The sequence below is a fragment of the Microbispora sp. CA-135349 genome (assembly GCF_050947365.1).
In the GTDB taxonomy this organism is placed as follows: Bacteria; Actinomycetota; Actinomycetes; order Streptosporangiales; family Streptosporangiaceae; genus Microbispora.
The window spans coordinates 1,366,728-1,389,805 of record NZ_CP192001.1 but is presented as its reverse complement, the minus strand read 5'-3'; the positions used below and the strand labels follow the sequence as shown (position 1 = coordinate 1,389,805).

Sequence of the window (23,078 nt, the reverse complement as noted above, 5' to 3'; positions counted from 1 at the left end):
AGATGCCCTCATGAGTGGTGCGGCTGCGGCGATCGGCGCGCAGATCCGGCTGCGCCGGCGGCAGCGCGGAATGACCGCGGCCGAGCTCGCCCGCCGGGCCGGTCTCGGCAAGGCGACGCTGTCCAGCCTGGAGGCGGGCACCGGCAATCCGACGATCGAGACGCTGGAAGCCGTCGCCCTGGCGCTGCACATCCCGCTGACCGACCTGCTGACCAGGGACACCGACGCCGGTCCCGTCCACCTGCCCTCGATGCCCGCGGCCGCCGGCGGCCCGACACGCGAACTGCTGCGCAGGATCGGCAGCGGGCACAGCCTGGAGCTGTGGCGGCTGCGCATGCCCCCGCACACCGACCTCGACGGCATCCCCCACGCGCCCGGCACCGTCGAACACCTGCTGGTCGCCGCGGGCGAGGTCACGGCCGGCCCGGACGACGACCCGCGACACCTCGGGCCGGGAGACCTGCTGGCCTTCGCGGGCGACCGCCCGCACCGCTACCGCACCGGCGACGGCCCCGCGGACGTCACGGTGGTCATCGCCTCGCCCGTGACCGGCTGAGCCCCACCCACCGCCGAACCGGGTCACAGCCCGCCCGGAAACCCGCCCATGGCCGCCGGAACCGGCCAGGAAGGACCCGCCCATGTCGTGGTTGCCGCTGCTCCCCCTGCTCGGTGTCTGGATCCTGGTGGTCATGAGCCCGGGTCCCGACTTCCTCATCGTGCTCAGACACTCGGCCGGCGGGTCGCGGCGCAGCGGCGTACGCGCGGCCGCGGGCGTGGTCACCGGCATCGGCGTGTGGGCGGTCGCCGGTCTGTTCGGCGTCACCGTGCTCGTCCAGCGGTTCGAGTGGCTCTACCTCGCCGCCCGCGTCGCCGGCGCCCTGTTCCTCATCGCGTTCGGGGTGGCGACCATCCGCGCCGCCCGCGGGCAGGCGTCCCCGTCCGGCGACGACCCGGCGCCGGACGTCGCCGCGCACCGTCCGGGCAGGCTGCGCGAGTGGCGCGCCGGGCTGCTGACCAACCTCGCCAACCCGAAGGCGCTCGTCTTCTTCGGCGCCCTGTTCGCCAGCCTGCTCCCGCACCGTACGGACCTCGTCATGCGGGCGGTCACGCTCGGCACGATGCTGGCCGTCGCGTTCGCCTGGTTCTCCGCCGTCGCCTTCCTGGCCGGTAGCCCCTGGATCACCAGGGGCTACCGGCGGCTGCGCAAGAGGCTCGACCTGCTCACCGGCGGCCTGTTCGTCGGCATGGGCGCGTTGCTCCTCCCCCGCTGACCCCCCGCTGCCCCCCCGGCGGCTATCCCGGCGGCTATCCCGGTGGCGCGGAGGTCCGCGTCGACGGCGGCGGAGGTTCGCCGGTGAGGCGCGTCAGCCGTTCGAGGAGGTCCCGGCCCCGGCTGTCCACGGGGTTGTAGACGACCAGGCGGGCTCCGGGCTGATCCGCCAGCCAGAGCGTGGTGGACGCGAGGCGCAGACGACCGACCAGGGGATGGCGGAAGTCCTTGATCTTCGAGGAGTTCGAGGCGACGTCGTGCCGGTCCCACAGCCGGCGGAACTCCTCGGAGCGCTCGTACAGCTCGTCGACCAGCGCCCGCCAGGCGGGGTCGCCGATGTGCGCGGCGAAGTTCCGGCGGAACCTGGCCACGCACTGCGTTCCGGTCTCGGTGTCGTAGCCGCCCACCCGCTCGCGTAACGACCGCTCTGCGAACAGCAGCCACAGCATGTTGCGGCGATGTGGAGGCAGCCGGGCGAAGTCTCCCATCAGCGTTGCACAGGAACGATTCCACGCCAGGAGGTCATATCGGGCGGAGACGGCGTAGGCGGGCAGCGGATCGAGGCCGTCGAGGATGGCCGACAGCGACGCGGCGATGACCTCCTCCTCGCTTACGACGGTGGGTGCGGGCAGCCCCGCCAGGGTGAACAGGTGGGCGATCTCGTCGTCGTCCAGCCGCAGCGCCCGGGCGACCGCGCCGATCACCTGGGCCGAGACGTTGATCGGCCGCCCCTGCTCCAGCCAGGTGTACCAGGTCACACCGACGCCGGCGAGCTGTGCGACCTCCTCCCTGCGCAGGCCGGGCGCCCTGCGGCGGCCCACGGACGGCAGGCCCACCGCCTCGGGCGCGAGCCGGTCCCGCCGCGACCGCAGGAAGGCGCCGAGCTCCTGCCGCCGCGCGGTGTCGGCACCGCGCCGCACCCCCTTTCTGATCGCGCCGCCTTGCGCCCCCGCCGCGCCGCCTTGCGCCCCCGCCGCGCCGCCTTGCGCCCCCGCCGCGCCGCGTTGTGCGCCTGTCTCGGTGCCGGGAATCGTGACCGTCACCACGCCAGCATGCCGTCGCGGGCGATCCGGAGCCAGGGTTGTGCCAGTACCAGGATCACCCGGCTCCTGGCACCAGGTTGGCGAGCCCTGCACGGTGCACACATGGCAGTTACCGTCCCGGCTTCGGCCGGCCAGGTCGTGCGGCCGGGCCGCCGGCTTCTCCCCGTCATCCTGCTGGGATACGTCCTCAACATCGTCGACGTGTTCGTCGTCAACGTCGCGCTGCCGACGTTGTCCCGCACTCTCGGCGCCGGTCCGGCCGAGCTGGAGCTCGTGGTCGCCGTCTACACCGTCGCCTACGCCTGCCTCCTGGTCCTCGGCGGGCGGCTCGGTGACGCCTTCGGACGCCGGAGGCTGTTCATCACGGGGATGGCGGGCTTCACCGTCGCCTCGGCGATCTGCGGGCTCGCGCCGGACGCCGCGCTGCTGATCGTCGCCCGGGTGCTCCAGGGCGGCACCGCCGCCCTCATGGTGCCGCAGGTGCTGGCCACCATCCAGGTCTTCTACCAGGGCGCGGCACGCCGGCGGGCCATCGGGGTCTTCGGCGCGACGCTGGGCGTCTCCGCGGCCGCCGGGCAGATCCTCGGCGGACTGGTGGTGTCCGCCGACCTCTTCGGCCTGTCCTGGCGGCCGATCTTCCTCGTCAACGTCCCGCTCGGCCTTCTGGGCATCCTCGCCGCCCGTCGCGCCGTCCCGGAGAGCCGCGCGCCCAAGGCCCCGTCCGTCGACTGGCCGGGCACCGCCCTGCTCGCCGCCACCGTCCTGCTGCTCATGCTGCCCCTGACCCTCGGCCGCGACGAGAACTGGCCCCTGTGGTGCCAGCTTCTCCTGGCCGCGGCGCCGTTCGCCGCGGCCGGTTTCGCCGTCGTGCAGTCGCGTGAGGAGCGTCGCGGCAGGACGCCGCTGCTGCCTCCGTCACTGCTGCGCGCCCCGAGCATGCGGCGCGGCCTGCTGACGACGCTGGCCTTCTTCCCCGCTTTCGGCGGCATGATCCTGACGACCACGATCTCCCTGCAGTACGGCATGCACCTGGGGCCCTTGCAGTCGGGCCTCACCTACATCCCCTACGCCGTCGCCTTTCTGACCGCCTCGCTGCTGTGCCCCCGGCTGGTCCCCAGGTTCGGCACGTACGTGACCGTGGCCGGCGCTCTCCTGCTCGCCGCGGGTTTCGCGATCACGGCCCTGCAGGCCTGGTCGGACTACGACGGCATGACACCGCTGTCGCTGGCGCCCGCGCTGGTAGTGACCGGCTTCGGTCAGGGGCTGATCGCGATCCCCCTGACCGGCCTGGTCCTCATCGGCGTCCCCGCGGAGCGTGCCGGGGTGGCGAGCGGCGTGCTGACCACCACCCAGCAGACCGCGACGGCGCTGGGCGTCGCGGCCATCGGCACCCTGTTCTTCTCCGTTGCCGCCGGGCACGGGTTCGGCCCCGCCACGGTCGTCGCGGCCCTGGTCGAGGCCGTACTCGCGCTGGTCACCGCGGCGGTGGCCTGCACCCTGCCGAAGCGCCACCCGTAGGGGTCGTCAGGCCGTGATGCGGTCGATGACCAGGGGGAGCAGCTCCGCGCCGCCGTCCTCGCCGATCTCGTACGCGCCCTCAAGCGCCTGGAGGGCCCGGTCGAACCTGGCGGCCTCGTCGGCGTACAGGGTCATCAGCGGGGCTCCGGCGCGGACCGTCTTGCCCGGCTTGGCGTGCAGGACGATCCCGGCGCCGGCCGACACCGGGTCCTCCTTGCGGGCCCGTCCTGCCCCGAGCCGCCAGGCGGCCAGGCCGACCTTGAGCGCGTCGAGCGTGCGCAGCGTGCCCGAGGCGGGGGCGGTGACCACGGCCGACTCGGCGGCCGCAGGCAGCGGCGCGTCCGGGTCGCCGCCCTGGGCGACGATCATGCGCCGCCAGGCGTCCATCGCCGAGCCGTCCTTGAGCGCCTCCTCGGGGTCTTTGGCGCCCGGGACCGCGGCGGCCTCCAGCATCTCCCTGGCCAGCCGTACGGTGAGCTCGACCACGTCGGCGGGGCCGCCGCCGGCGAGCACCTCGACGGCCTCCTCGACCTCCAGCGCGTTGCCGATCTTCAGGCCCAGCGGCCGGTCCATCGCGGTCAGCAGGGCGACCGTGTGCACTCCGGCGTCGGTGCCGAGCTCGACCATCGTCCGGGCCAGCTCGCGGGCGTCGTCCACGTTCTTCATGAACGCGCCCGAGCCGGCCTTCACGTCGAGCACGAGCGACCCCGTGCCCTCGGCGATCTTCTTGGACATGATCGAGGAGGCGATCAGCGGGATCGACTCGACCGTGCCGGTGACGTCGCGCAGCGCGTAGAGCTTCTTGTCGGCCGGCGCGAGGCCCGCGCCCGCCGCGCAGACGACCGCCCCGGCCGAGCGGATCACGGCGAGCATCTCGTCGTTCGACAGCGACGCCCGCCAGCCGGGGATCGACTCCAGCTTGTCCAGCGTGCCGCCGGTGTGCCCGAGACCACGGCCCGACAGCTGCGGCACGTACGCGCCGCAGGCGGCCACCAGCGGCGCCAGCGGCAGGGTGATCTTGTCGCCGACCCCTCCGGTGGAGTGCTTGTCGGCGGTGGGCCGGTCGAGGGAGGACCAGTCCATCCGCTCCCCCGACCTGATCATGGCCTGGGTCCAGTCCGCGATCTCCCTGCGGTTCATGCCGTTGAGCAGGATCGCCATCAGCAGCGCCGACATCTGCTCGTCGGCCACCTCGCCCCGCGTGTACGCGTCGATCACCCAGTCGATCTGGGCGGTCGGCAGCTCGCCCCGGTCGCGCTTGACGGTGATGACCTCGATCGCGTCGAACCCCACGCTTCCCCCTCTATCGCGACAGATCGTCGGGCCCGAAGGCGAACGGCAGGAAGTCGGCCATCCGCGACGGCCCGTCGGGCGTCTCCACCAGCAGCTCGGCGCCGCCGTGCTCGAACAGCAGCTGACGGCAGCGGCCGCACGGCATCAGCAGCTCGCCGTGGCCGTCCACACAGGTGAAGGCCACCAGCCGGCCGCCGCCGCTCGCGTGCAGCGCCGAGACCAGCCCGCACTCGGCGCACAGCCCCACGCCGTACGATGCGTTCTCCACGTTGCAGCCGGTCACGATCCGGCCGTCGTCGACGAGCGCCGCCGCCCCCACGGGAAACTTCGAGTACGGCGCGTACGCGTGGGTCATGGCCTCGCGGGCCGCGACCCGCAGCGCCTCCCAGTCGATGCTCATTTCGCCTGCCCCCTTCGATACGGGACGCCGTCGGCCGCCGGCATGCGCAGGCGTTGTGAGGCCAGCGACAGCACCAGCAGCGTGGTCAGGTGGGGGGTGAACGAGGTGAACTGCTCCGGCACGGTGTCCGTCACGGCGAACACCATGAACACCACGATCGCCACGACCCCGGTGATCAGTGCCGCGCCGCCGCGCCGTTGCCGTACGAGCTGGTAGACCGCCACGGCGACGAGCAGCAGCGCGACGACGAGCAGCAGCGCGTGCACCGAGACGCCGCCCTGCCGCAGCTGGAGCGCGTCGGTGTATCCGAACAGCGCCGCGCCTCCGGCGAGCCCGCCCGGACGCCAGTTACCGAAGATCATCGCGGCGAGGCCGATGTAGCCGCGCCCGCCCGTCTGCCCGTCGCGGTAGATGCCCGCGGCCACGAGCGACAGGAACGCGCCGCCGAGCCCGGCGAGCACGCCGGAGACGATCACGGCGGCCCACTTGTACAGGTAGACGTTGACTCCCAGCGACTCCGCCGCGAGAGGGCGCTCGCCGCACGCCCGCAGGCGCAGGCCGAAGGCCGTACGCCACAGGACGTAGAACGACAGCGGCACCAGCACGATCGCCAGGATCGTGAACCACGACACGTCCTGGGTGATGCCCCGCAGCACCCCGGCGAAGTCCGACACCACGAACCAGTGTTTCGCCTCGACGGTCCGCAACGGGTCGTTCAGGAACGACAGGCTGACCGTGCCCATCTTGGGCAGCTGCGGGGAGTTCTTGGTGCCGCCGCCCGGCATGTCCGTGAAGACCAGCTGGGACAGGTACTCGGTGAAGCCGACGCCGACGATGTTGATCGCCACACCGGAGATGATGTGGTCGACGCCGAAGGTCACCGTCGCCACGGCGTGGATCGCCGCGCCCAGCGCGCCGCCGACCGCGCCCGCGAGCACGCCGGCCCACGGGCTGTGGAACTGGAGCGCGCCCCAGGCGCCGAACCAGGTGCCGAGCACCATCATGCCCTCGAGGCCGATGTTGACCACGCCGGCCCGCTCCGACCACAGGCCGCCGAGGCCGGCGAGGCCGATCGGCACGGCGAGGCCGAGCGCGGCGCTGACCGTTCCGGCCGAGGTGATGTCGTTGGCCCCGGTGATCACACGAGCCAGCGACAGCACCACGACCAGCCCCGCGAGGCCGAGCAGCAACACCGGCCCGGAGAGCCGGAACCGCTGTGCCGCGGGTGTCCCGACCGGGCGGTCCACCGAAACGTCCGTCGCCGTCATGCCGTCTCCTCGACTGCCTGCCGCCCGCTCACGTCCCCGTTCCGGCCGTTCCCGCCGCCGGGACCGTCGGACCCGGCCAGCTGGCGGCCGACCCGGCGCTGGTCGGCGACGACCCGGTACCGGTGGACCAGCTCGTACGCGATGATCACGGAGAGCACGATGACGCCCTGCATGATCTGGACGATCTCCTTGGAGATGTCGATCAGCTGGAGCTGGTTGGACGAGTTGTCCAGGAAGCTCCACAGCAACGCGCCCACCGCCATGCCGACGGGGTGGTTGCGGCCGAGCAGTGCGATCGCGATCCCGGTGAAGCCGAGGCCGGTCGGGAAGTTGTTGCTGTACTTGTAGCTGGCGCCGAGCAGCTCCGGCAGGCCGATCAGGCCGGCGACCGCGCCCGACATGACCATCGTGACGACGATCATCTTCTTCACGCTGACGCCGCTGGCCACCGCCGCCGTCTCGGACTTGCCGGTCGCCCGCAGCTCGAAGCCGAACCGGGTGCGGCTCAGCAGGACGTAGTACGCGACGCCGAGCACGACCGCGAGCACGAGCAGGCCGTTGACCAGCAACGGCGTGCCCGCGACCAGCGGCATGCCGGGGATCCTGGCGCCCTCCGGGATCGGCCGGGTGCCGAGGTCGTTGCCGGTCAGCACGCCGAAGTGCTCCTGCAGCAGCCACGACCCGATGCCGGTGGCGATCGCGTTCAGCATGATGGTCGAGATGACCTCGCTGACGCCCCGGGTCACCCGCAGCAGTCCGGCGATCGCGGCCCACAGGGCGCCGACGACCATCGCGATGACGATCACGAGGACGGTGTTCAGCACGCCGGGGACCAGCGCGGCGCCGCCGAACGCCGCGGCGACCAGGGCGGCTATCCGATACTGGCCGTCGACGCCGATGTTGAACAGATTCATCCGGAAGCCGACGGCCACCGCGAGCGCCGAGATGTAGTACATGACGCCGCTGTTGAGGATCAGGACCATCGTGCGCGGCTGGGTGCCGTAGTCCGCGAGCGTGGTGAACGCCTCGACCGGAGGCTTGCCCGCGACGAGCAGCACGACCGAGGTGATCAGCACGGCGAAGACGATCGCGAGGACCGGCGCGGCGACGGCGAGCCAGCCGCCGAGCCGCACCCGGCCGAACAGGCGATCGAGGAAGCCGGTCATTCGCCCTCCCCGGCGCCGGTCATGGCCGAGCCCAGTTGCTCGGGGGTCACGTTCGCGGGATCGACGTCGGCCACGATCCTGCCGCGCAGGATCACCTTGAGCGTGTCGGACAACCCGATCAGCTCGTCGAGGTCCGCGGAGATCAGCAACACGGCCAGCCCGGCCGCGCGTGCGGTGCGCAGGTGGTCCCAGATCGCGGCCTGCGCACCGATGTCGACGCCTCGGGTGGGGTGGCTGGCGATCAGCAGCACCGGGTCGCCGCTCATCTCGCGCCCGACGATCAGCTTCTGCTGGTTGCCGCCGGACAGCGTGGCCGCGTCCACGTCGATGCCGGGGGTGCGCACGTCGTACTCCTCGACGATGCGCCGCGTGTCGGCCCGCGCGCCCGCGCGGTCGATCCAGGGGCCCTTGACGTTGGGCCGCCGGGTCTGGTGGCCGAGGATGCGGTTCTCCCAGAGCGGCGACTCCAGCAGCAGACCGTGCCGGTGGCGGTCCTCGGGGATGTAGCCGATCCCGCCCGCGCGCCGCTTCAGCGTCGACCAGCGCGAGATGTCGGCGCCGCCGAGCGTGAGCGTCCCGACCGTGCAGGGCCGCATCCCCATGATCGCCTCGACCAGTTCGGCCTGGCCGTTGCCCTCGACGCCGGCGATGCCGAGCACCTCGCCCTTGTGGATGTCGAAGCTCACGCCGTCGACCACCGCCCGCCCGTCGCCGCTGCGCACGGTCAGGTCCCGTACGGACAGGGCGACGACGTCGGTGACGGTCGACTCGCGGGTCTCCGGGCTGGGCAGCTCGCTGCCCACCATGAGCTCGGCGAGTTTGCGCGAGGTGACGTCCTTGGGATCCACGGTGGCGACCGTGGTCCCGCGCCGGATGACGGTGATCGCGTCGGCGACGCGCAGCACCTCGTCCAGCTTGTGGGAGATGAACAGGATCGTGAGCCCCTCGCGGACCAGGCCGCGCAGGTTCTCGAACAGCTCGTCCACCTCGTGCGGCACGAGCACGGCGGTCGGCTCGTCCAGGATCAGGATGCGGGCGCCCCGATAGAGGACCTTGAGGATCTCCACCCGCTGCCGGTCGCCGACACCCAGCTCCTCCACCGTCGCGTCCGGGCGGATGCCCAGGCCGTACGCGTCGGAGATCTCCTTGATCTTGCGGCGGGCCCCGGCGAAGTCGAGCGCGACGCCGCGGCGGGGCTCGCTGCCGAGCACCACGTTCTCCAGCACGGTCAGGTTGTCGGCCAGCATGAAGTGCTGGTGGACCATGCCGATGCCGGCGGCGATCGCGTCGGCGGGGGTGTGGAAGCCCACGGGCGATCCGTCGATGCGGATCTCGCCCTCGTCCGGACGCTGCATCCCGTAAAGAATCTTCATCAGCGTGGACTTGCCCGCGCCGTTCTCGCCGACGAGAGCGTGGATCTGCCCCCTGGCGACGCGGAGGTGGATGTCGCTGTTGGCGACGACTCCCGGGAACCTCTTGGTGATTCCGGTGAGCTCTACTGCGGGTTCCGTAACGGTCGCGGCGGTAATGTCGGCCTCCTCACGGCGGAGTGCCCGGTGACGGTCAAGTGCTAGTGAGAGTAGAGCAAAGGGCCCGGGGCGGGTGCCCCCGGGCCCCTCGATTACGCAGGTCAGGACGTCGGGACCGTGATCTCGCCGTTGACGATCTTCTGCTTGTACTCGTCGATCTTCGACTTGATGTCGTCGATCTTGCCGCCGGTCGTGGAGTAGTCCACGCCGCCCGCCTTGAGGTCGTACACCGAGGCGCCGGACTTGACCGTGCCCGTGGTGTAGTTCTTGAGGAAGTCGAAGACCGCGACGTCGACCTTCTTGAGCATCGACGTGATGATCACGTCCTTGAAGTTCGCGTACGCCGGGAGGGCCGCCTGGTCGGAGTCGACGCCGATGGCCATGGCGCCCGCGGCCTTGGCCGCCTCGAACACGCCGGAACCGGAACCGCCCGCCGCGTGGTAGACGACGTCCGCGCCCGCGTCGTACATGCCCTGCGCGACGGTCTTGCCCTTGGCCGGGTCGTTGAAGCCGCCGAAGTCCGGCGGCTGGGTGAGGTACTTCGCCTGGATCTTGATGTCCGACTTGACCGCCTTGGCACCGGCCGTGAAGCCCGCCTCGAACTTCTTGATCAGCGGAGTCTCCACACCGCCGATGAACCCGACACTGCCCTTCTCGGACTTGAGCGCGGCCGCGACACCGACGAGGAACGACCCCTGCTCCTCGGCGAACAACAGGTTGGTGATGTTGTCGCCCTTGGCGTCGGCGTCGTCGACGATGGCGAACTTGACCTCGGGATACTCGGGCGCGACCTTGGCCACGGAACCGGAGTACGCGAAGCCCACCGCGATGACCGGGTTGTACCCGCCCTGGGCGAGCAGCCGCAGCCGCTCCTCCTTCTGCGCGTCGGTCTCTCCCGCGGTCGCCTCCAGCTCCTTCTTCTCGACCTTGAGCTCCGACACGGCCTGGTCGAGGCCGCGGCCGGCCGCGTCGTTGAAGGAGCCGTCGCCGCGGCCACCGATGTCGTACGCCAGGCCGACCTTGACCTGCGCGGCGGCGGGCGCGGAGGACGCGCCTGCCGAGGTCTCGGTCGTGGTCGTGCTGTCGCTACCCCCACACGCGGCGGCGGCCATGAGCAAGGCGCCCCCAGCGGTGGTGGCGACCAGTCTGCTAACTCGATTGCGGAGCAAGGTCGTGACTCCCCTTCCGTTCCCCGCCGTCTGACTCTCGTCGCACGCACGCAGGAACGCACGGCAACCCTGCACGGAAGATAGTTGTTTGACCTGCATAGACCAAACCCGCACACCAGTCCGCAACATGTCCGTTATTGAGCCCAGGCCACACCGTGACCGGGGCGTCAGCCTGGGGAAACCTTGACCCGGCCGTAGATGATCTCCTGCTTGAGCTGTTCCAGACGCGGTTGGATGTCCGTGATGTGGCCGCCGGTGAGGGTGTAGTCGACGCCGCCGAGCCTCAGGTCGTACACGATCCGGCCGCTGGTGACGGTCCGGTCGGCGACGTCGGCGATGTAGTCGTAGACGGCGACGTCGATTCTTTTGATCATCGAGGTCAGGATCACGTCGCGCACGTCGGGAGGAGCGCTCTTCGCCTGGTCGTAGTCGACGCCGATGGCCCACGCCCCGGCCTGTTTCGCGGCGTGGAACACTCCTATCCCCGAGGCCCCGGCCACCTGGTAGACCACGTCGGAGCCCGCCCGGTACATGCGCCGCGCGGCCTCATGCGCCTTCTCCGGCCGATCGAAGCCGCTCAGATCGTGCGCACCGGTGAGATAGGCGATCCTGATCCGCGCCCGCGGGTTGACGTGCTTCACGCCCTGCACGTAGCCGACCTCGAACTTCCTGACCAGCGGCGACCGGTTGCCGCCGACGAAGCCGACGTCGTTGGTGCGCGACTTCATCGCCGCCGCCGCGCCCATCAGAAACGACCCCTGCTCCTCGGCGAACAGCAGGTTCGTGATGTTGGGGCCGGACACCGTCGGCTCGTCCACGATCGCGAAGCGCGTCCTGGGAAACCGCGGGGCCACTCGCGTCAACGCCGGTGCGTACGAGTAGCCGACGACGATGATCGGGTCGTAGCCCGCCTTCGCGAGCGCCCGCACCCGTTCCACCTTGCGGACGGCGGGCTCTCCCGGCGCGGCCTCCACCTCCTTCGCCCGCAGGCCGCTCAGGTTGCGTCTGGCCTCGTCGAGCCCGGCCGCCGCCGCGTCGTTGTACGACCTGTCGCCCCGTCCGCCGATGTCGTAGGCGAGCCCGACCCGCAGCGGGCCGGCGCGTGGCGGTGCGGCGTCCACCCCGCCTCCGCATCCCACGGCGGCGGTCACGGCGACGGCGACGGCCCCCGCCTTCGCCGCCAGGAACGCCCGCAATCGGACCTCCAAAAAACCAAAGTGGCCCTGTCGCGATACCCCCGTGATGACCGAAAGAACGCGCCACACACACTCTCTGACAGGGTTATCCCATCTGAGTCAATTTGTGCGACTAAGAGATCCCGAGTATCGGGTGGCCTGTTCTCCCTCGCGCGTCACCTCGAAGTCGGCCGCGCCCTCGCCCCGCCAGGTGATCGAGACGCTTCCCGGATGACAGGCGTCGCCCTTCACCTGGTCGAGGGTCAGCACGAGCACGTCGCCCGATTCGCTCGCCGGGGTCAGACGGCCGGAGCAGTGCAGGTCGGCGCCCCACCTCATCCCCGCCGGATCGCCCAGACGGATTTCGACGGGGAAGACCCGTCCGGCCGCCGGATAGCGGGCGACGCCCGTCCACGTGCCGTCGAAACGCCCGGGTTCGCGGGCCGTCAGCACCCGCGCGACGCCCAGCACGAGGCCCAGCACGACGAGAACGGCGAGCGAGGCGACCACCGCGACCCGGCGTGCCCGACGCGGTCCACCGGCCCTGGCGTGCTCCCCCCGATCACGCTCCGTCAGCCGGTCGTCCGTACCCGGCGCGGTCGAATCAGGCGCGGTCGAATCAGGCGCGGTCGAATCAGGCACGGCCGGATCAGGCGCGGTCGGATCAGGCACGGCCGAATCAGGCACGGCCGGGCCCGCGTGTCCCTGACCGCGGTCGAGCAGCGCGCTCAGCACCTGTCCGGCGTCCGGCCGCTCGTCCGGATCCGCGGCCAGGCACGCCACGACGAGGTCTTTGAGCAGGCCGGAGAGGGGCCCGAGGTCGGGCCTGCCGTACAGGATGCGGGCCATGACGGCCGCGTGCGTGTCACCGCTGTAGGCGTGCCGGCCGCTCGACGCGTAGACGAGTGTGAGCGCCCAGCAGAACATGTCCGCCGCCGGCCCGGCCGGCCGCCCTTCGAGCTGCTCCGGAGCGATGTAGGCCGGGGTGCCGACGGGATGCCCGGTCGTCGCGGTGGCGTCGGCCAGGCGGGAGATGCCGAAGTCGACGACCCGCAGCCCGTCCGAGCCGAGGAGCACGTTGCCCGGCTTGAAGTCGCGGTGGACGACCCCCGCCCGGTGGATCGCGGCCAGCGCGGTGGCCGTTCCCACGGCGACCCGATCGAGGTCGCCGCCGGTCCGCGGGCCCGCCGCCCGCACGTGCTCGTGCAGGGACGGACCGTCGACGTACTCGCTCACGAGGTACGGCCGGTCGCCGTCCAGGTCGGCGTCGAGGACCTGGGCGGTGCAGAAGGGCGCGACCCTGCGCACGGCCTCGATCTCCCGGGCGAAGCCACGCCGGGCGGAGGCGTCGTCGAGCCGCGCGTGCAGGAGCTTCACGGCCACCGGCCCGCCCGACACGCCGGCGCCGAGGAAGACCACCCCCTGGCCGCCCGCACCCAGGCGGCCGTTCAGGCGGTAGTTTCCGAGGCGCCGGGGATCCTCCGGACGCAGGGGGGAGACGTCGGGCACGGCGGCGTAAGGCTGGCAGGCTCGGCCGGTCGGTGGACTCGGCTCAGCGGGCGCCGCCCCACAGCGCGGTCAGCGCGGTGGCGGCGAGGACCTTGACGCCGATCCCGATGGCCCGCTCGTCCACGTCGAACAGCGGCCGGTGGATGTCGACCTCGTCGACGGCCCCCGGCGGCCGGGTGCCCAGCCGGGCGAGCGCGCCGGGCACCGACTCGAGGTACCAGGAGAAGTCCTCGCCACCGAGGCTCTGCGGCGTCGGCACGGCCGCTCCGTCGCCGATGATCTGGGTGACCGCGTCGTGCAGCATCTGGATGCTGGTGGCCTCGTTCACCGTGGGCGGCGTGCCGCGCCGGTAGTCGATCTCGGCGTCCACGCCGTACGCGCCCGCGACCGAGTCGAGCAGTGCCTTGACCAGGTCGGGGGCCTGGTGCCAGGCCTCCTCGTCGAGCGACCTGACCGTGCCCTGGGCGACCCCGACGTCCGGGATCGCGTTGGCCACCGAGCCGGCCGAGATCTGGCCCCATACGAGGCTGAGGCTGGAGCGGGGGTCCACGCGCCGCGACAGCGCGGCCGGCAGCTCGGTGACGATCTTGCTGAGCGCGTAGACGAGGTCCACGGTCAGGTGTGGCCTTGCGGTGTGCCCGCCCGGACCCGCGACGCGGATGCGCAGGCTGTCGCACGACCCGGTGATCGGGCCGGTCCGCAGGCCGACGCGACCGACGTCGAGGCGCGGGTCGCAGTGCAGCGCGAAGATGCGGTCGACCTCGTTCAGGCCGCCGTCGCGCATGACCTCCAGCGCGCCGCCCGCGACCTCCTCACCCGGCTGGAAAATCAGCCGTACCCGGCCGGGGAGGGCTCCCGCGTCGGCCTGCGACGCCAGGAACAGCCCCGCGCCGAGGACGATCGCCGTGTGCACGTCATGACCGCAGGCGTGGCACGCGTTCGGGTTGGTGGAGCGGTAGGGAACGTCCTTCTCGTCCTCCATCGGCAGCGCGTCGATGTCCGCGCGCAGGGCGACCGTGGGACCCTCGTCCCGCCCGAAGTCCACCCACAGGCCGGTCCCGCGCGACAGCGGGTGCGGGGTGAGCCCGGCGTCCGTCAGCCGCTCAGCGATCTTCTCGGTCGTGCGATGCTCGCTGAAGGCGATCTCCGGGTGCGCGTGTACGTCGCGCCGGAACTCGATCAGCTCATCGTTGTGCTCGCGAAGGAATTCCGTCAGCTGCCCTGCCAGGTCGATACTTCCCGGCACGGCCGCGTCCGGCGTTGCGAGCTTCGATGAGGTGCCCACGGGTCTTCCCTTCTCCGGCGAGCCGTCCCGCCACGGAGCACCGGATCGTCTATATGATCACAAAAAGTCATGAAAAAGCCCAAAGAGGGTCAAGCGGGCATGTCTCGCCACCACTGACCCTCCATTCACAATCCTTCCATGCCGCAGCCCTCCGATACGGCGGATTGCCCAGTATTTACGCCAGACTCCGCACGTAGTCAGAACTGAGGCGCTGTTACCGGACATATCAGGCCTACCCATCAGGTCGCTGATTGCCCGATCTCGCGGTTGGGGTTCGAGGTGACGAACCTGTCCTCGGCGAGCTCGATGACCGTGGCGTCGACCACGTCCTGGAGGGTCCCTCCGTCGGCGAGGATCGCCCGCTGGCGCTCGGATGAGCTCCCCTGCTCCAGCACCTCGGTCACGACCGCCAGTTCGTCCGCGCAGCCGAGCCGCTCGGCGACCGGTTCGAGTTCCCGCTGGAGTTCATACAATACGTCGCGCACCGGCGCCGTGGACCCATGGTCGTCGGTGATGACGTCCGCGTCGAGGCCGTACCGCGTGGCGCGCCACTTGTTGTCGCGCACCACCCACGCGGCCGGATGCGGCAGTTTGTAACCCCGGTCGAGCTGCTGGTCGAACTGCTGGACGAGGCACTGGGACAAGGCGGCCACCATCCCCACCTCGCGCGGCGTCGGGATGCCGTCGAACATCCGGATCTCGATCGTGCCGAAGTCGGGATGCGGCCGGATGTCCCACCACACCTCCTTGATGCTGCGGATCGTGCCCGCCCGCAGCAGCGTGTCCATGTACTCCTCGAACTCCGCCCAGTCGGCCAGCAGGTGCGGCGGGCCCGCCGTGGGCAGCGAGCCGAAGACGATGGCCCGGCTCGACGCCAGTCCGGTGTCCTGCCCGCCCCAGTAGGGGCTGGAGGAGGTGAGCGCGAGGAAGTGCGGCAGGTACGCCGCGAGGGCGTTGACGATCGGAATGACCTTGTCCCGCTCCTTGACGCCCACGTGGACGTGCACACCGAACGTCTGGATCCGCCAGGCGAGCCACTGCATCTCCTCGACCAGCTCCACATAGCGCTGGTGGGGCGCGTAGACCGCGTCGCGCCAGTCGCTGATCGCGTGGGTCCCCGTGCAGGCGAGCGCGATGCCGCGCGGCTCGACGGCCTCGGTCAGCCGCCCGATGCTCTTCTTCAGGTCCTGCACCGCCTCCGCCACCGTGTGACAGACGTCGGTGACGATCTCGATCTGCGACTGCATGAGCTCGTGCATGGCCTTGGGTCGCTGGCCCTCACTGAGGTCGGGAACCGCGGCGAGCACCTCCTTGGCGTCCTGGCGGAGATGACGCGTGTGCCTGTCGACGAGCTGAAGCTCCCACTCGACGCCGAGCGTCGCGCCACGCGAGGGGTTGAAGTCGATCGCCAAAGCCTGCCTCCATCACGTTCGGTCCCCCGCGACACTCAGGTCACATCGGACATGGTCGTTTCCCGGTCAGCCCTACCCCTCATCCATCCCCGCACGCCGACGGCCCCGAGCACCAGTGCCAGGATGATGTTCACCGCGATGAGCACGCCGTGGACGACATAGAAGGACGTTTCGTGCCCGTCGGCGAGGTTGAAGCCGAGGTTGATCCACTCGAAGATCATGAAAGCGGCGAGTGCCACGAGAAAAATCGATACGCGCCTTGTCATGACTCACAGTATCGGCGGCCTCCCGCGTGGCCCTGTGGCTTATGGGGCATATGTCGCTTCATGCGAAGGCAGTCGAGGCTAGGCTGAGCCATCTATGCGGACGAACCATCGGGTCCTTGCCGCGACCGCGACGACGGCGGGGGTGCTGGCGACGGCGCTGCTCGGCACCCCTCCCGCCGCGGGCGCGCGGGCCGTACCGGAACTGGCGTCGCGGGCTACCGGCACGGCCGTGACCGGGAACGGCACGGGGAACGGCACCATCGGCGGGGACCTGCTCGCCGGCCACGGGATCATCGCACCCGCCGGGGTCAAACCCCCGCCCAAGACCGAGGCCTCGTCGTACGTGATCGCCGACGCCGACACCGGCCAGGTGCTCGCGGCCAAGGACCCGCACGGACGGTACCTGCCCGCCAGCACGCTCAAGACCCTGACGGCCGTGACGCTGATCCCCAGGCTCGACAAGAACCGCAAGGTCAAGCCGAGCGAGGAGGCCTGCAACGTGGAGGGCAGCGCCGTCGGCATCGTCCCTGAGCCGATCTACAAGGTCGACGACCTCATGCGGGCGCTCCTCATGGTCTCCGGCAACGACGCGGCGGTCGCGCTCGCCGAGGCGAACGGCGGCCTGAAAAAAACGCTCGCGGACATGAACAAGGAAGCCCACAGGCTCCAGGCGAACGACACGGTGGCCAAGACGCCGAACGGCCTGGACGCCCCCGGCCAGCGCAGCTCGGCCTACGATCTCGCCCTGATCGCGCGGGCCGGGCTGGCGCTCCCCGACTTCCGTGAGTACATCAGCACGAAGGTCGCGAAGTTCCCCGCGCCCAAGGACGACCCCAAGAAGAAAAAGAAGAAGCGCCGCGACGATTCCGACGCCAGCGAGTCGCCCCGGCCCGCCTACTACGAGATGGCCAACCACAACCGGCTCCTGGGCCGCTACAAGGGCATGCTCGGCGTCAAGAACGGCTGGACCTCCAAGGCCCTGGGCAGCTTCGTGGGCGCGGCCAAGCGCGACGGTCACACGGTCATCGTGGTGATCATGCATCACCCCGGCGGTTTCTGGGAGGAGGTCTCCAAGCTGCTCGACTGGGGCTTCGCCGCGAGAGGCAAGGCGGCCCCGGTGGGCCGGCTGGTCGGGCCCGTGCCCGACCCCAAGCCCTCATCCTCCCCCCTGGCCGTGAGGCCCTCCCCGGCGGCGAGCGCGGACGGAGTGGGCGCGGCCCGGGCACGCGGGGAGGACCCCGCCTCGAAGGGCTCGGGCCCGACCACCCCCCTGCTGATCGGCGGCGGCGCCCTCGTGGTCCTCGCCCTCGGCGCGTACGGCCTGCGCCGGCGCCGTAAGACCACCGGCGACACCGCCGACTAGACAGCGCCCGTGAGACAGCGCCATCAGACGGCCATCAGACGGCGGGAGGGGCGGGGATGGCGTGTTCGGCGGCGCGGCTGACCTCCTCCCAGCGGGCCCAGGTCTCCATTCGCCGGCGTGAGACGTCGAAGGCCAGGTCGTAGGCCGTGCCGCCCAGCAGCAGCCGCAGCGGCGGCTCGTCGCTGCCCACGAGCCGCAGCACGGCCTCGGCGGCCAGCCGGGGGTCGCTGTCCACCGACCCCTCGGCCCACTGCTTCTCGAGCTCCGCCCGCAGGGGTGCGTAGCCGGGGATCGGCGTGGTCGCGGTCATGCCGCTGTAGAGATCGGTCCAGTAGCCGCCGGGCTCGACGATGGTGAGCCTGACCCCGAACCGCGCGGCCTCCATCGCCAGGGCCTCGCTCATGCCCTCCAAAGCGAACTTGCTCGCGCTGTACAGCCCCGTGGTGGGGAAGCCGTCGAGCGCTCCGATGCTGGAGATCTGCACGATGTGCCCGGACCCCTGGGCGCGCAGCCAGGGCAGGACGGCCTGACTGACCCACAACGCGCCGAAGAAGTTGGTCTCCATCTGGGCCCGGGCCTCGGCTTCGGTGAACTCCTCGATCATCCCCATGGACATGATCCCGGCGTTGTTCACCACGACATCGAGCCGGCCGAAGTGTTCGGCCGCCCGGGCGACCGCGGCGAAGACCGCCGCGCGGTCGGTGACGTCCAGAGGGAGCACGAGCAGCCTGTCCTCGTGTTCGGCGGCCAGGTCCTCCAGTGGCGCGACGGTCCGGGTCGCGGCCACCACCCGGTCGCCGTTGCCGAGCGCGGCCCGGGTGAACGCCCGGCCGAGGCCCCGCCCCGCACCGGTGATGAACCAGACCCGTCCCGAATCGGCGGTCGTCGTACGCATGGCGGCTCCAATCGGGTTGCCATTACTGAACGAGACGTCTCGTCTCGCGTTGTGCGGCAATCATGGCGTCGGCGACGCGCCTATGTCAAGACGGATCGTCTCGTCTCGTTTTTGGTAGGTTCGGCGGCATGACGGCACAGCACGGCACGACCCCCGGCACGAGACGCCGCAGCGAGGCGTCACGACGGGCCATCCTCACCGCGGCGTTCGAACTCGTCGGCGAGGTCGGCTACGCGAAGCTGAGCATCGAGGGGATCGCCGCCCGGGCCGGGGTCGGCAAGCAGACCATCTACCGCTGGTGGCCCTCCAAGGGAGCGGTGCTCTTCGACGCGTTCCTCATGCTCACCGAGGGCGAGGGCGATTCGCCGGCGCTGCCCGACACCGGCGACCTGGAGGCCGACCTGAAGACGGTCCTGCGCGCCACGGTCGCCGAGCTGAACGACCCGCGGTACGACGAGCCGATGCGCGCGCTCAACACGGAGATCCTGCACGACCCCGAGCTCGCCGCGGCCTACGCCGAACGACTCGACGGGCCGATGAAGGAGCTGAAGAAGCAGCGGCTGCGCAGCGCGCAGCGGGACGGGCAGTTGTCCGGCGACCTCGACCTGGACGTCGCGATCGAGATGCTGTGGGGACCGCTGCTCAACCGGTGGCTCCAGCGCAGCGGCCCGCTCACTCCCCAGTACGCCGACGCGGTCGTGGAGACCGCGCTCAACGGGTTGCGCCCGCGATAGAGGCGCGCGGTCAGGCGGGACCGGTCGTGGGGGTGGTCGCCGGTGACGGAAGCGGGGTGGGCTCCGGCGGCGGGCCGAGCATGGCCGTCGCCGTCCACGCGGCGGCGTAGAGGATCACCCGGGCCGACAGGTTGATCCACAGCAGCAGTCCCACAACCACCGCGAACGTGCCGTACACCGGATTGCGCAGGGTGCCGGACAGGATCAGCGCCGCGAGCTGCTTCAGCACCCCGAAGCCGACCGCGCCCAGCAGCGCGCCCTTGAGCACGACCAGGAACGGCTGTGACGGCTTGGCCAGCCAGCCGAGGATGACCAGGAAGAGCAGCAGGTCGGCGACGAGGCTCGCGGCGACCCCGGCGGCCCAGACCCCGAATCCGGCCAGTGGTGAGGAGCCCAGGCCGAGCCAGCCGGCGACCGTGCTCGTGGCCCCGGTGGCGAACCCGCTCGCGATCGCCGAGACCAGCATGGCCAGGCCCATGAGCACGAGCGCGACGAGGTCGCGAAGCTTGCCGACGAAGTAGTTGAGCGGCGGCTCGCACGTCATCCAGATGGTGCGCAGGGCCCCGCGCAGGGCGTCCATCGCGCCCAGCCCTGCGTACAGCAGGCCGAGCAGGCCGATCAGCCCGGCCCGGGCGCGGGCCCCGGCGAGCTGGTCGATGTGGAGCTGCCCGGCGAGTCCGGGCAGTTGGCTGTTGATCGCCTCGGTGAGCGTGGCGAGCGCGTCCGGGCGGATCGTCACGACGTAGCCGAACAGGGCGAACGCCAGCGCGATCAGCGGGAAGAACGACAGGAACGCGAAGTAGGTGAAGGCGCCCGCCAGCCGGTCCCCCGCCTGCACCTGGTAGCGCTGCACCGTCCGGATGAGGTGGTCGAGCCAGGGGAAGCGGATCCGGTCGCGCTCGACCCGCATCCGGCCCCATGCCCTGACCTCGTCGACACGCCGCGTGACCCGGTCGACCACAGCCATCCCCATCGGCATGGTGTACCCGGAGAAGACGTGTCGATGCCTGCCGCGAACGCGACCTCACGGCCTCGCCGCAGCGGGCTCCGAGACCGGCGCGGCCGTGCGGCGACCACTACCCTCGGCTCAGGCGCGGTTCAGTCGATGCGCGGCGCGGGGAGAAGACCGAGGCGCTCGCGGACCTGCTCCATCGTCTCGCGGGCCACCGCGCGGGCGCGGGCGGCGCCCGCGACCAGCATCCGGTCGAGCTCGGCCTCGTCGGCCAGCAGCTTCTCCGTACGCTCCCTGATCGGGGAGAACGTCTCGATGACCGCCTCGGCGACCTCCTTCTTGAAGGTGCCGTAGCCCTGACCGGCGAACCGCGTCTCCAACTCGGGGATCGGCGTGCCGGTCAGCGCGGACAGGATCCGCAGCAGGTTGGTGACGCCCGGCTTGTTCTCCTCGTCGGCGACGACATCGCTGCCGGTGTCGGTCACCGCGCGCATGATCTTCTTGCGCAGGGCGTTCGGCTCCTCCAGCACGTCGAGGATGCCCTGCGGGCTCGACGACGACTTGGACATCTTCGCGGTCGGGTCCTGAAGGTCGGTGATCTTCTCGACCTCCTTGAGGATGTACGGGCTCGGCACCTTGAACGTCTGGCCGTAGCGGCTGTTGAAGCGCTGGGCGAGGTCGCGGCTGAGCTCCAGGTGCTGCTTCTGGTCCACCCCGACAGGCACCTGGTCGGCCTGATAGATCAGGATGTCGGCCGCCTGAAGGATCGGGTAGGTGAACAGGCCGACGCTGGCCGAGCTCTCGCCGTACCGCGCGGACTTGTCCTTGAACTGGGTCATCCGCCCGGCCTCGCCCATGCCGGTCTGGCAGATGAGATACCAGGCGAGCTCGCTGTGCTCGCGCACCTGGCTCTGCGCGAAGACCGCGGCGCGCTCCGGGTCGAGCCCCGCGCCGAACAGCTGGGCGGCGGCGACCCTGGTGCGCCGGCGCAGCTCCTCGGGCTTGGGTGCGACGGTCAGCGCGTGCAGGTCGGCGATGAAGAAGAATGCCTCATGGGTGTCCTGCAGCGCGACGTACTGACGGATGGCGCCGAGATAGTTGCCCAGGTGAAACGAGTCGGCGGTGGGCTGTATACCGGACAGCACGCGAGCAAGAGCCATACGGCAATTCTGTCAGCAGTCACGGGCTGCCCGCGACAGACGCGGCGGGACGGACGGCTCGCCCCGGCGAGGGGGATCTGTCCGGGCAAGCGGCATGAGAACCCCGCGCGGGTGTCTCGCGACGCCCCGCCGATGGGCCACCGCGCAGACACGCCCTCGGCGCACGCCGCCACTCAGCCGGTCGCCGCTCAGCCGGTCGCCGCTCAGCCGGTCGCCGCGGTGGCCGCGTCTTCCGGGGGATTGCGGGTGACGCGGACGCGGGAGACGCGGCGGCCGTCCATCTCCGTCACGGTCAGCGTGACGCCCGGCGCCTCGGCGACCTCGCCGCGCTGGGGCAGGTGGCCGAGGAAGGCCATGACGTAACCGCCCAGCGTCTCGTACGGCCCGCTGGGCAGTCGCACGCCCGTCTGCGCGTGGAACTCGTCCAGATTGACCAGCCCCTCGACCTCCACGTCACCGGCGATCACGCGTACGGCGTCGCCGCTCTCGTCGTACTCGTCGCGGATGTCGCCCACGAGCTCCTCGACCAGGTCCTCCAGCGTCACGATGCCGTCGGTGCCGCCGTACTCGTCCACGACGATGGCGAGATGGTGGCCCTCGTCGCGCATCTCGGCCAGGGTGGCGAGGACCCGCTTGCTCGCCGGAACGAGCTTGACCGGGCGGATCGGCACGACCTCGCTGATCGGCTCCAGCCGCCCTGTGCGTACCGGGTCGAGCAGGTCCCGCACGTGGACGAAGCCGATGACGTCGTCATAAGAGTCGCGGTAGACGGGGAACCGGGAGTGCGGCATGGCCGCGGCGAGCACGGCCGCCTCGGCGAGCGGGGTGTCCGCCGCCATGAACTCGACCTCCGTGCGGGGCAGCATGACCTCCCTGAGCTGCCGCTTGCCGGCCGCGAACACCTCGGCGATCACGTCGCGCTCGTCCTGGGTGAGCTCCGTGTGGCCCACCACCATGTCGCGCAGCTCCTCGGTGGTCATGGCCGCCCTGTCGGCGGAGGGGTTGCCGCCGAGCAGCCGTACGACGCCGTTGGTCGACCTGGACAGCAGCCAGATCACCGGCCTCGACAGCGTCGCGATCCGGTCGAGCAGCGGGGCGGTCATGAGCGACAGGCTCTCCGCCCGCTGCCGGCCGAGCCGCTTGGGAGCCAGCTCGCCGAGCACCAGGGTCACGTACGAGATGGCCAGCGTGACGGCCACGAACGCGACGGGCGCGGCCACGCTCGGCCGCAGGCCCCACTGCTCCAGCACCGGGGCGAACCGCGGGCCCAGCGCGTCGGCGCCGAGCGCGGCCGACAGCACGGTGGCCACGGTCACCCCGACCTGGATGGCCGACAGGAAGCGGTTCGGGTCGCGGGCGAGCTTCTGCACACGCGCGCCGCGGCGTCCCTCGTCGCGGCTCAGGCGGCGGATCTGGCTCTCCCGCAGCGAGACCATCGCCATCTCGGCCGCGGCGAAGAATCCGCCGATCAGGATGAATATCAGGACCAGGGCGATGGTCACCGCGACGTTGCTCACGTCATCTGTCCGTTCGGGTGTCAGGCAGGCCAGGCCGGTCGTCGCAATCCCTGCGACTCGCTGAGATTGCGGTACTGGTGGCATTTAACCCGCTCCTCAGGGGAAGCGCGTAAGCTAGGCCCTGTACATACATAATTCAACAGTTTTGAACAGG

At 71.0% G+C, this 23,078-nt stretch carries 21 protein-coding genes; 5 read left to right on the top strand and 16 right to left on the bottom strand.

What is annotated here, in order from left to right:
• The first annotated feature begins 10 nt into the window (after positions 1 to 10).
• Together ACQPZZ_RS06935 and ACQPZZ_RS06930 are read left to right on the top strand one after the other, a co-directional pair.
• The gene (locus tag ACQPZZ_RS06935; protein WP_432929980.1) at positions 11 to 556 is read left to right on the top strand and encodes a helix-turn-helix domain-containing protein; all 546 of its coding nucleotides are present in this window, start codon (positions 11 to 13) and stop codon (positions 554 to 556) included.
• Between the two features lie 82 nt (positions 557 to 638).
• Positions 639 to 1,271, top strand: coding sequence for a LysE family translocator (locus ACQPZZ_RS06930; RefSeq protein ID WP_432929978.1), 633 nt, complete (start codon positions 639 to 641; stop codon positions 1,269 to 1,271).
• Positions 1,272 to 1,305: 34 nt separating this feature from the next.
• On the opposite strand, the gene ACQPZZ_RS06925 is transcribed toward ACQPZZ_RS06930, so the two are convergent.
• Positions 1,306 to 2,313, bottom strand: coding sequence for a helix-turn-helix transcriptional regulator (locus ACQPZZ_RS06925; RefSeq protein WP_432929976.1), 1,008 nt, complete (start codon positions 2,311 to 2,313; stop codon positions 1,306 to 1,308).
• A 102-nt stretch (positions 2,314 to 2,415) separates the two neighbouring features.
• On the opposite strand from ACQPZZ_RS06925, the gene ACQPZZ_RS06920 reads away from it, so the two are divergent.
• Positions 2,416 to 3,831, top strand: coding sequence for an MFS transporter (locus tag ACQPZZ_RS06920; protein ID WP_432929974.1), 1,416 nt, complete (start codon positions 2,416 to 2,418; stop codon positions 3,829 to 3,831).
• Between the two features lie 6 nt (positions 3,832 to 3,837).
• Here ACQPZZ_RS06920 and ACQPZZ_RS06915 read toward each other — a convergent pair whose 3' ends face one another.
• From ACQPZZ_RS06915 to ACQPZZ_RS06865, 11 genes are all read right to left on the bottom strand, one after another.
• Positions 3,838 to 5,124 carry a thymidine phosphorylase gene (locus ACQPZZ_RS06915; RefSeq protein WP_432929972.1) on the bottom strand — a complete coding sequence of 429 codons (1,287 nt, stop codon included), beginning with the start codon at positions 5,122 to 5,124 and terminating at the stop codon, positions 3,838 to 3,840.
• A 10-nt stretch (positions 5,125 to 5,134) separates the two neighbouring features.
• Positions 5,135 to 5,524: a cytidine deaminase gene (locus ACQPZZ_RS06910; protein ID WP_432929970.1), complete on the bottom strand. Its 390-nt coding sequence runs from the start codon at positions 5,522 to 5,524 to the stop codon at positions 5,135 to 5,137.
• On the bottom strand, positions 5,521 to 6,792 hold the full coding sequence (locus tag ACQPZZ_RS06905) for an ABC transporter permease (protein ID WP_432929969.1): 1,272 nt from the start codon (positions 6,790 to 6,792) through the stop codon (positions 5,521 to 5,523). The genes ACQPZZ_RS06910 and ACQPZZ_RS06905 overlap by 4 nt, the downstream gene beginning before the upstream one ends.
• Positions 6,789 to 7,958: an ABC transporter permease gene (locus tag ACQPZZ_RS06900; protein WP_432929967.1), complete on the bottom strand. Its 1,170-nt coding sequence runs from the start codon at positions 7,956 to 7,958 to the stop codon at positions 6,789 to 6,791. The genes ACQPZZ_RS06905 and ACQPZZ_RS06900 overlap by 4 nt, the downstream gene beginning before the upstream one ends.
• A complete protein-coding gene (locus ACQPZZ_RS06895; RefSeq protein ID WP_432934302.1) occupies positions 7,955 to 9,487 on the bottom strand; it encodes an ABC transporter ATP-binding protein in 1,533 nt (510 codons plus the stop codon). The genes ACQPZZ_RS06900 and ACQPZZ_RS06895 overlap by 4 nt, the downstream gene beginning before the upstream one ends.
• A 101-nt stretch (positions 9,488 to 9,588) precedes the next feature.
• Positions 9,589 to 10,599, bottom strand: coding sequence for a BMP family lipoprotein (locus ACQPZZ_RS06890; RefSeq protein WP_432929965.1), 1,011 nt, complete (start codon positions 10,597 to 10,599; stop codon positions 9,589 to 9,591).
• Between the two features lie 224 nt (positions 10,600 to 10,823).
• Positions 10,824 to 11,852, bottom strand: coding sequence for a BMP family lipoprotein (locus tag ACQPZZ_RS06885; protein ID WP_432929963.1), 1,029 nt, complete (start codon positions 11,850 to 11,852; stop codon positions 10,824 to 10,826).
• Between the two features lie 99 nt (positions 11,853 to 11,951).
• Entirely contained in the window at positions 11,952 to 13,340 is a 1,389-nt protein-coding gene (locus tag ACQPZZ_RS06880; protein ID WP_432929961.1) for a protein kinase domain-containing protein, read from the bottom strand.
• A gap of 43 nt (positions 13,341 to 13,383) precedes the next feature.
• A complete protein-coding gene (locus tag ACQPZZ_RS06875; protein ID WP_432929959.1) occupies positions 13,384 to 14,625 on the bottom strand; it encodes an amidohydrolase in 1,242 nt (413 codons plus the stop codon).
• Between the two features lie 239 nt (positions 14,626 to 14,864).
• Positions 14,865 to 16,037: a glutamate--cysteine ligase gene (locus ACQPZZ_RS06870; RefSeq protein ID WP_432929957.1), complete on the bottom strand. Its 1,173-nt coding sequence runs from the start codon at positions 16,035 to 16,037 to the stop codon at positions 14,865 to 14,867.
• A gap of 35 nt (positions 16,038 to 16,072) precedes the next feature.
• On the bottom strand, positions 16,073 to 16,303 hold the full coding sequence (locus ACQPZZ_RS06865; protein ID WP_432929955.1) for an SCO4848 family membrane protein: 231 nt from the start codon (positions 16,301 to 16,303) through the stop codon (positions 16,073 to 16,075).
• A 94-nt stretch (positions 16,304 to 16,397) separates the two neighbouring features.
• Between ACQPZZ_RS06865 and ACQPZZ_RS06860 the strand changes: the two genes are divergently transcribed.
• Complete coding sequence (locus ACQPZZ_RS06860) at positions 16,398 to 17,666, top strand: D-alanyl-D-alanine carboxypeptidase family protein (RefSeq protein WP_432929953.1); 1,269 nt, start codon at positions 16,398 to 16,400, stop codon at positions 17,664 to 17,666.
• A 34-nt stretch (positions 17,667 to 17,700) separates the two neighbouring features.
• On the opposite strand, the gene ACQPZZ_RS06855 is transcribed toward ACQPZZ_RS06860, so the two are convergent.
• Positions 17,701 to 18,561, bottom strand: a complete 861-nt coding sequence (locus ACQPZZ_RS06855) for an SDR family oxidoreductase (protein WP_432929951.1) — start codon at positions 18,559 to 18,561, stop codon at positions 17,701 to 17,703.
• A gap of 128 nt (positions 18,562 to 18,689) precedes the next feature.
• Here ACQPZZ_RS06855 and ACQPZZ_RS06850 point away from each other — a divergent pair, with 128 nt between their 5' ends.
• Positions 18,690 to 19,295, top strand: a complete 606-nt coding sequence (locus tag ACQPZZ_RS06850) for a TetR/AcrR family transcriptional regulator (RefSeq protein ID WP_432929949.1) — start codon at positions 18,690 to 18,692, stop codon at positions 19,293 to 19,295.
• A 10-nt stretch (positions 19,296 to 19,305) separates the two neighbouring features.
• On the opposite strand, the gene ACQPZZ_RS06845 is transcribed toward ACQPZZ_RS06850, so the two are convergent.
• From ACQPZZ_RS06845 to ACQPZZ_RS06835, 3 genes are all read right to left on the bottom strand, one after another.
• Positions 19,306 to 20,268, bottom strand: a complete 963-nt coding sequence (locus tag ACQPZZ_RS06845; protein WP_363639444.1) for a YihY/virulence factor BrkB family protein — start codon at positions 20,266 to 20,268, stop codon at positions 19,306 to 19,308.
• A gap of 125 nt (positions 20,269 to 20,393) precedes the next feature.
• Positions 20,394 to 21,407 carry a tryptophan--tRNA ligase gene (gene trpS, locus ACQPZZ_RS06840; protein ID WP_363639442.1) on the bottom strand — a complete coding sequence of 338 codons (1,014 nt, stop codon included), beginning with the start codon at positions 21,405 to 21,407 and terminating at the stop codon, positions 20,394 to 20,396.
• A gap of 203 nt (positions 21,408 to 21,610) precedes the next feature.
• A complete protein-coding gene (locus ACQPZZ_RS06835) occupies positions 21,611 to 22,924 on the bottom strand; it encodes a hemolysin family protein (protein ID WP_432929946.1) in 1,314 nt (437 codons plus the stop codon).
• Positions 22,925 to 23,078 lie beyond the last annotated feature (154 nt).

Coding starts and splice junctions, on each gene's coding strand:
- ACQPZZ_RS06910 (WP_432929970.1), bottom strand. CDS start 5,524: ATGAGCATCGACTGGGAGGCGCTGCGGGTCGCGGCCCGCGAGGCCATG.
- trpS (WP_363639442.1), bottom strand. CDS start 21,407: ATGGCTCTTGCTCGCGTGCTGTCCGGTATACAGCCCACCGCCGACTCG.
- ACQPZZ_RS06860 (WP_432929953.1), top strand. CDS start 16,398: ATGCGGACGAACCATCGGGTCCTTGCCGCGACCGCGACGACGGCGGGG.
- ACQPZZ_RS06930 (WP_432929978.1), top strand. CDS start 639: ATGTCGTGGTTGCCGCTGCTCCCCCTGCTCGGTGTCTGGATCCTGGTG.
- ACQPZZ_RS06900 (WP_432929967.1), bottom strand. CDS start 7,958: ATGACCGGCTTCCTCGATCGCCTGTTCGGCCGGGTGCGGCTCGGCGGC.
- ACQPZZ_RS06890 (WP_432929965.1), bottom strand. CDS start 10,599: ATGGCCGCCGCCGCGTGTGGGGGTAGCGACAGCACGACCACGACCGAG.
- ACQPZZ_RS06855 (WP_432929951.1), bottom strand. CDS start 18,561: ATGCGTACGACGACCGCCGATTCGGGACGGGTCTGGTTCATCACCGGT.
- ACQPZZ_RS06850 (WP_432929949.1), top strand. CDS start 18,690: ATGACGGCACAGCACGGCACGACCCCCGGCACGAGACGCCGCAGCGAG.
- ACQPZZ_RS06845 (WP_363639444.1), bottom strand. CDS start 20,268: ATGGGGATGGCTGTGGTCGACCGGGTCACGCGGCGTGTCGACGAGGTC.
- ACQPZZ_RS06920 (WP_432929974.1), top strand. CDS start 2,416: ATGGCAGTTACCGTCCCGGCTTCGGCCGGCCAGGTCGTGCGGCCGGGC.
- ACQPZZ_RS06905 (WP_432929969.1), bottom strand. CDS start 6,792: ATGACGGCGACGGACGTTTCGGTGGACCGCCCGGTCGGGACACCCGCG.
- ACQPZZ_RS06865 (WP_432929955.1), bottom strand. CDS start 16,303: ATGACAAGGCGCGTATCGATTTTTCTCGTGGCACTCGCCGCTTTCATG.
- ACQPZZ_RS06935 (WP_432929980.1), top strand. CDS start 11: ATGAGTGGTGCGGCTGCGGCGATCGGCGCGCAGATCCGGCTGCGCCGG.